Annotated in this window: 7 protein-coding genes; 6 read left to right on the forward strand and 1 reads right to left on the reverse strand. The window is 66.9% G+C overall.

Annotated features, from left to right (window positions below):
• The 6 genes from BGN95_RS22540 to yghU form a co-directional block, all read left to right on the forward strand.
• A partial coding sequence (locus tag BGN95_RS22540) for a MurR/RpiR family transcriptional regulator (protein WP_286774074.1) occupies nt 1-860 on the forward strand: 860 nt, incomplete at its 5' end.
• 280 nt (nt 861-1140) lie between these two features.
• The gene (gene dgcN / locus BGN95_RS22545; RefSeq protein ID WP_265311585.1) at nt 1141-2151 is read left to right on the forward strand and encodes an N-acetyltransferase DgcN; all 1011 of its coding nucleotides are present in this window, start codon (nt 1141-1143) and stop codon (nt 2149-2151) included.
• Nucleotides 2152-2156: 5 nt separating this feature from the next.
• Nucleotides 2157-3146, forward strand: coding sequence for a dipeptide epimerase (locus BGN95_RS22550; protein ID WP_286774075.1), 990 nt, complete (start codon nt 2157-2159; stop codon nt 3144-3146).
• A gap of 44 nt (nt 3147-3190) precedes the next feature.
• Nucleotides 3191-4585 (forward strand): serine hydrolase domain-containing protein, encoded by a 1395-nt coding sequence (locus BGN95_RS22555; RefSeq protein ID WP_286774076.1) that lies wholly within the window; start codon nt 3191-3193, stop codon nt 4583-4585.
• Nucleotides 4586-4605: 20 nt separating this feature from the next.
• Nucleotides 4606-6141: an N-acyl-D-amino-acid deacylase family protein gene (locus BGN95_RS22560; protein WP_286774077.1), complete on the forward strand. Its 1536-nt coding sequence runs from the start codon at nt 4606-4608 to the stop codon at nt 6139-6141.
• 152 nt (nt 6142-6293) lie between these two features.
• Complete coding sequence (gene yghU, locus BGN95_RS22565) at nt 6294-7166, forward strand: glutathione-dependent disulfide-bond oxidoreductase (protein ID WP_265311589.1); 873 nt, start codon at nt 6294-6296, stop codon at nt 7164-7166.
• A gap of 28 nt (nt 7167-7194) precedes the next feature.
• Here yghU and BGN95_RS22570 read toward each other — a convergent pair.
• Nucleotides 7195-7339, reverse strand: a 145-nt coding sequence (locus BGN95_RS22570; RefSeq protein ID WP_286774105.1) for an L-histidine N(alpha)-methyltransferase, incomplete at its 5' end; no start/stop codon positions are given.

Here is a 7339-nt window from a genome sequence, read left to right on the forward strand (position 1 = left end):
TGGAGGACGATCTCGACGCGTTCAGCCCGGCGGAGCGGATCATCGCCAATTTCATCCTGACCAATCGCGGCGGGATCGCGTTCGAGACCGCCAATTCGATCGCCGAGAAGCTTCAGGTCAGCCCGGTCACGGTCGGCCGCTTTTCGCGCAAGATGGGCTATCGCCACTTCAAGGACCTCAAGGCCGGGCTGCGCACCGCAATGTCCGGGGTGCCGTGGCTGGTCGGCGACCAGATGACCGCCTTCGTCGGCGCGGGGGGCGGCAGCGATCGCCGCGGGGGCAGCCTGGAGCTTGAGTTGGCCGGGATCATCGAGGTTTATGCGCTGGCGGAAACCCCCGGCTGGAAAGAGATCGTCGCCTTGCTGGCGCACAGCCACCGGGTTCATGTCACCGGTTTCCAGACCGAGCGCGGGGTCGCGATGACGCTCGCGCATCTGCTGCAATATGCGCGCGAGGGCGTGACGCTGCCCGACGCCACCGCGGGTAATTTCCACGAGGTGCTGGCGGACGACGACCCTGCGGGGCAATGCCTCGTGCTGGTCGACATGCGCCGCTATTCGCAGCAATGCCACGATCTCGCCGCGGCGGCGCGGCGGCGCGATATCCCGGTGGTGATGATCACTGACAAATTCTGCGACTGGATCCGCAAATATACCGATCATGTCATCGCGGTGCCGACCGAGGTGGAATTGTTCTGGAGCTCGCAGGTCGCGCTGAGCTGCGCGGTCAATCTGCTGGTCAATGACGTGATCGGCGTGCTCGGCGGCAAGGTGGAGAAACGGCTCGAGCGGCTGTCCGATCTGTATCAGGCGCATAGCGGGCATGTCGGCAGCCCGCGTCGCAAACGGACCGAGGGGTAGCGCTCCGCTTCGGCCGGTCGACGTTCCTCGGAGATCGGCTTTCCGGGAATATTGCATCCTGTCGCCCCGGCGTAGGCCGGGGTCCAGTTACGGCCGGCCCGATGCTGGACCCCGGCCTGCGCCGGGTGGATCAGACTGTCCGGCCATCCTCCCACATACGGCAGATTTCGTATTGTTATTTTTATGTCTATTGACACGTTAGGTTATATTTATACCATATTGCGATCGGTAGCGACTCCGCGAGGGCGCGCGCCGCTTTTCGGGAGGATGGTTGGGGCGGATGAAGGTTCCGGGCAAATATCTGCTGTTCCTGGGTGACGTTGCCGACAGGCTGAGCGCCAAGACGGCCTGTGGCTTGCTCGATTGGGCGCGCGACGAATGCGTCGGGCAATCGCGCCTCACGGGGTGCGGCGTCGATCTGGGCCTGCCCGACCTCGATTTCGCCGCTGCCAGGCAGGCCGGCGCGCAGACGCTGGTGATCGGCGTCGCGCCGTTCGGCGGGACGATCGCCCCGCATTGGATCGAACCGATCGTCGCCGCGCTGACCGCCGGGCTCAATGTCGCGAGCGGAATGCATATCCGCCTGCGCAGCATTCCCGCAATCGCCGCCGCGGCCGATGCCGCGAGGGTCGGGCTGTTCGACATCCGCGTGCCGGCGGCGACCTATCCGATCGCGTCGGGGCGCAAGCGCGCCGGGCGGCGCATGCTGATGGTCGGTACTGATTGCGCGGTCGGCAAGAAATATACCGCGCTGACGATCGCGCGCGACATGGCGGCGCGCGGGATGAAGGCCAGCTTCCGCGCAACCGGGCAGACCGGCATCCTGATCGCCGGGGAAGGCGTGCCGATCGACGCGGTGGTCGCCGATTTCGTCGCCGGCGCGGCCGAAACGCTGTCGCCTGACAATCATGCCGATCACTGGGATGTGATCGAAGGGCAGGGATCCTTGTTCCACCCCGCTTACGCCGGTGTCGCGCTCGGGCTGCTCCACGGATCGCAGCCCGATGCGATCGTGCTGTGCCACGCGGCCGGGCGGACGCATATCGACGGCTATCCCGATTTTGCGATCCCCGCGCTTGCCGAGTGCATCGATCTCAACCTGCGCCTGGCGCGGCTGACCAACCCAGCGGCGCGCTGCGCCGGTGTCGCGATCAACACCTCGGCGCTTCCCGCCGCCGCACGCGCTGATCACCTCCGCGCGGTTTCGGCGCAGCTCGGAATGCCGTGCTTCGATCCGCTCGCCACCGGATCGGGGGCGATGCTCGACCACCTCACCGCGGCCGTGGGATAATCGCGATGCAGATCGACGCACAGATTGAAACTTGGCCGCTCGCCCGGCCGTTCCGCATCACCGGGCGGACCTATCACGCGATCGACATCGTCGTGGTGACGGTTCGCGACGGCGATCATGTCGGGCGCGGCGAGGCGGCGGGGGTCGATTATCTCGGCGAAACCCCGGCGGCGATGCTGGCCACGATCGAGGCGACGCGCGACGCCTTCCCCACCGGGCTGACCCGCGCACAGCTGCACACGCACTTGCCCGCCGGCGGCGCCCGCAACGCGCTCGATTGCGCTTTATGGGATCTCGAAGCCGCGCGATCCGCCACGCCGGCGTGGCGCAATGCCGGGATCGCCGCGCTCAAGCCATGCGTCACGGTCTGGACGATCGGGGCCGACGCCCCCGATCTGGTCGAGCGACAGGCCGCCGACTTTGCCGAGGCGCGCGCGATCAAGCTCAAGCTGACCGGTGACCGCGAGGATGCGGCGCGGGTGCGCGCGGTCCGCGCCGCGCGGCCCGACGTGTGGCTCGGCGTCGACGGCAATCGCGGGTTCACCCTCCCGGCGCTCGAACGGCTGATGCCGGCGCTGGTCGATGCGCGGGTCGCGCTGGTCGAGCAACCGCTCCCGACCGACAGCGACGCCCTGCTCAATGATTTCGCCGCGCCAATCCCGATCGCCGCCGACGAAAGCGTGCAGGATCTGGCGTCGCTCGAACGACTGGCGCCCGGTTTTTCGATGATCAACATCAAGCTCGACAAATGCGGCGGGCTGACCGAGGCGCTGGCGATGGTCGAGCTGGCGCGCGCGCGCGGGCTGGGGGTGATGGTCGGCAACATGCTCGGCACCTCGCTCGCGATGGCGCCCGCGTTCATCATCGGCCAGTTCTGCGATGTGGTCGATCTCGACGGCCCGATCCTCCTCCAGCGCGATCGCCCGCCGGGAGCGATCTATCGCGACGGCACGATCTGGTGCCCCGATACGGTGTGGGGCGGCGGCGCCTCCTGACGGGCAAGCAACGACAAATACTCGGGGAAAAAGGGGACAAGAGGATGCGAGCTTTTGCTTATGTGACAAGCGCGCTGGCCGCGCTGACCGTGGCGATGCCGGCGATGGCGGCGCCCGATCCGGCGACATTCAAGGCCGAGGTCGATGCGTTCATGGCCAAGGAACTTCAGGCGCAGAAGGTGCCGGGCGCCGCGGTGGCGGTGCTGCGCGACGGCGCGATCGTCATCGCCAAGGGCTATGGCCTCGCCAATGTCGAGCATGACGTGCCGGTGACGCCCGACACGATCTTCCAATCGGGCTCGCTCGGCAAGATGTTCACCGCGACGGCGGTGATGCTCGCGGTGCAACAGGGGAAGATCGGGCTCGACGATCCGGTGAGCAAATATCTCCCCGGCACCCCGCCGGGGTGGAGCCCGATCACCGTCCGCCAATTGCTCACCCACACCTCGGGGATTCCCAATTACGGCCAGGATTTCGATTATCGCCGCGACTATAGCGAGGACGAACTGCTCAAGATCGCTTACGCCTTGCCGCTCAGCTTCAAGCCGGGCGCGCGCTGGTCGTACAGCAACACCGCTTATGAAGTGCTCGGCATCCTCGTCCACAAGGCCACCGGGCGGACGTATGTCGATATCCTCGACAAGGACGTCTTCGCCCCGCTGGGCATGAAGACCGCGCGCGGCATCAGCGACGCCGATATCGTGCCGCATCGCGCGGCGGGCTATCATCTGGTCGAGGGCGCGCTCAAGAACCAGGACTGGGTGTCGCCGACGATGAACTCGACCGCCGACGGCTCGCTCTATTTCTCGCTCAACGACATGATCGCCTGGGCGCGCGGGGTCGAGCAGCAGAAACTGCTCGGCGCCGACGGCTGGCGGCAGGTCTATACCCCGGTGCGGCTCAACAGCGGCAAGACCTATCATTACGGCTTCGGCTGGCAGGTGCAGCAGGCCGCGGGCAAGCCGCATTATTCGCACGGCGGGGCGTGGCAGGGCTTTAAGACCTATTATTCGCGCTATCTCGGCGACGGGCTGTCGATCGTCGTGCTGAGCAATTCGGCCGAGACCAAGGTCGACGAACTGGCGGACGGGATCGCCGGGTTGTGGGATCCCGCGCTCACCGCTCCGCCGACGCGCCCCGCGCCCGCCCCGGCGATCGCGAAGCGCGTCACCGCGCTAATCGAAAAGGTCCGCGCAGAGAAACTGACCGACGCCGATCTGCCGCTGGAGGCGCCGGGCTTCGCCGCGATCGCCAATCAATATTTCTCGAAGATGCTGCGCGACGCCGGGCCGCTGACGCGGCTCGACCTGATCGAGAAGAGCGAGGAAGGCGACGACACGAATTACGTCTTCAACGCCAGCTTCGGCCAGCAGCAGCATCGCGTCGCCTATAAGGTCGCGCCCGGCGATCAGGTGGCGTCCTTCTACGTCGCGCCGTGATCCGCGAAAGGGAAAAGGCCATGAAACGACTGATTTCCAGCCTGTGCGCGGGCGTGTGCGCGCTGACCGTCGGCACCGCCGGGGTGGCGCAGACGGCGCCGGCGCGATCGACCCTGATCGTCAACGCGCGGGTGATCGACGGCACCGGCGCACCGGCGCGAACCGGTGCGGTGCGGATCGAGCGCGGCCGGATCGCCGCGATCGGCAAGCTCGCGCGCCGCGCGGGCGAAGAGGTCGTCGACGCGCACGGTGAGGTGCTCGCGCCGGGGTTCATCGATACGCACAGCCACCACGATCACGGGCTGTTCGACACGCCCGATGCGCTGCCCGTCACCACCCAGGGGGTGACGACGATCATCGTCGGGCAGGACGGCGGATCGGCGCTCCCGGTGGCCGATCTGTTCGCCCGGATGGAGAAAACCCCCGTCGCGGTGAACGTCGCCAGCTATATCGGCCACAATACGATCCGCGAGACGGTGATGGGCGAGGATTACAAGCGCCACGCCACACCGGCCGAAATCGAGCGCATGGCCGCGCTGATCGACAGCGGGATGAAGGACGGCGCCCTGGGGTTGTCGACCGGGCTCGAATATGATCCCGGCATCTATTCCGACAAGGCCGAAGTACTGACGCTGGCGAAGGAAGCCGCGCGTTTCGGCGGGCGCTACATCAGCCACGTCCGCAGCGAGGACCAATATCTGTGGGCAGCGCTCGACGAGATCGTCGAGATCGGCCGCGCCACCGGGATGCCGGTGCAGGTATCGCATATGAAGCTGGCGATGACCGACTGGTGGGGCGAGGCGAACCGCTATCTCGCGGTGCTCGACCGCGCCCACGCACAGGGCGTCGACATTTCCGGCGACGACTATCCCTACGAATATTGGCAATCGACCCTGGCGGTGATGTTCCCCAAGCGCGATTTCGACAATCGCGCGAGCGCCGAATTCGCGCTCAAGCACCTCGCCCCGCCCGAAGGATTACTGATCTCGCACTTCTCGCCCGAGCCGGCGCTGGTCGGCAAGACGATCGCGCAGATCGCGGCGCTGCGGCGCACCGATCCGGCCGAGACGCTGATGCGGCTGATCGCCGAATCGCGCGGGCCGACCGCGGAGGAATCGGTGATCGGCACCAGCATGCGCGCGGACGACGTCGCGACGCTGATCGCCTGGCCGCGCTCGAACATCAGCAGCGACGGCGAACTCGCCGGGCGCCACCCGCGCGGGCGCGGCAGCTTCCCGCGCGTGCTGCGCGTCTATGTCCGCGAGCAGCATGTGCTGACGCTCGAACAGGCGGTCCACAAGATGAGCGGCGAGGCGGCGGCGCATATGGGGATCGGCGATCGCGGGGTGATCCGCCCCGGCGCGCGCGCCGATCTGATCCTGTTCGATCCGGCACGGATCACCGACCGCGCGACCAGCGAGGATCCATCCGCTTTGTCGGTCGGCGTCTCGCGGGTGTGGGTCAATGGCGGGCTGGTGATGAAGGACGGCAAGGCCACCGGCGTCCGGACCGGCGAGCCGGTGCGCCGCCAGCAATCGGGCGCGCCGCGGACATAGCATCGATGCACCGCATCCGGCGACGGCGCGGGGCGCGTGACAGGCTCGGGTTGTGCGCACCCAAGCAAAACTACGCGGCGCGCGCGCCGATGCCGAGTTGCGCGAACGCCAGCCGGCAACCATCTCTCGCGTTCTCAAGCAGGAGAGCGCAGATGACCGACGCCTATGTTCCGCCGAAGATCTGGACCTGGAACAAGGAGAATGGCGGCCGCTTCGCCAATATCAACCGGCCGATCGCCGGGGCGACGCACGAAAAGGAGCTGCCCGTCGGGCGCCACCCGCTGCAACTCTATTCGCTCGCCACCCCCAATGGGGTGAAGGTGACGGTGATGCTGGAGGAGTTGCTCGCGCTTGGCCACGAAGGCGCCGAATATGACGCCTGGTTGATCCGCATCAACGAGGGCGATCAGTTCGGCAGCGGCTTCGTCGAGATCAACCCCAATTCGAAGATCCCCGCGTTGCTCGATCGCAGCGGGCCGACCCCGATCCGCGTGTTCGAATCGGGCGCCATCCTTACCTATCTCGCGGAGAAGTTCGGCGAATTCCTCCCCACCGACCCGGCCGGGCGCGCCGAAACCTTGTCCTGGCTGTTCTGGCAAATGGGCGCGGCGCCCTATCTCGGCGGCGGGTTCGGGCATTTCTACGCTTATGCCCCGTTCAAGATCGAATATGCGATCGACCGCTTCGCGATGGAGGTGAAGCGCCAGCTCGACGTGCTCGACCGGCGGCTGGCGGAGAGCGAATATCTCGCCGGCGACAGCTATACGATCGCCGATATCGCGGTGTGGCCGTGGTATGGCGGGATGGCCAAGGGGCTGCTCTACGACGGCGGCGAATTCCTCCAGGTCGAGGACTATAAGAACCTGCGCCGCTGGACCGACCAGATCGCCGAACGCCCGGCGGTGAAGCGCGGCCGGATGGTCAATCGCGTGATGGGCGATCCCGAGAGCCAGCTCCACGAGCGCCACGACGCGAGCGATTTCGAGACCAGGACGCAGGACAAGGTGCTGGCGGCGGAGGCGTGAGCGATACGCTCACGCTCGCCGCCTGACCTCACCACGCCGCGTGGATCGTATCCGCCTTGGCGAGGAAGATCGCGAACAGATCGTCGGGATCGGTCCATTCGGCGATCGGCGTCCAGCCGCCCGCGCGCAACAGCGTCCGCGCGTCGGACGAGCCGTATTTGTGGCTGTTCTCG

The sequence above is a fragment of the Sphingomonas sp. 66-10 genome (assembly GCF_001897045.1).
GTDB classification, from domain to species: Bacteria; Pseudomonadota; Alphaproteobacteria; order Sphingomonadales; family Sphingomonadaceae; genus Sphingomonas; species Sphingomonas lycopersici.

Bases quoted from the DNA above. Each gene is read 5' to 3' on its own strand.
- dgcN (WP_265311585.1), top strand. From the start codon at position 1,141: ATGAAGGTTCCGGGCAAATATCTGCTGTTCCTGGGTGACGTTGCCGAC.
- BGN95_RS22550 (WP_286774075.1), top strand. From the start codon at position 2,157: ATGCAGATCGACGCACAGATTGAAACTTGGCCGCTCGCCCGGCCGTTC.
- BGN95_RS22555 (WP_286774076.1), top strand. From the start codon at position 3,191: ATGCGAGCTTTTGCTTATGTGACAAGCGCGCTGGCCGCGCTGACCGTG.
- BGN95_RS22560 (WP_286774077.1), top strand. From the start codon at position 4,606: ATGAAACGACTGATTTCCAGCCTGTGCGCGGGCGTGTGCGCGCTGACC.
- yghU (WP_265311589.1), top strand. From the start codon at position 6,294: ATGACCGACGCCTATGTTCCGCCGAAGATCTGGACCTGGAACAAGGAG.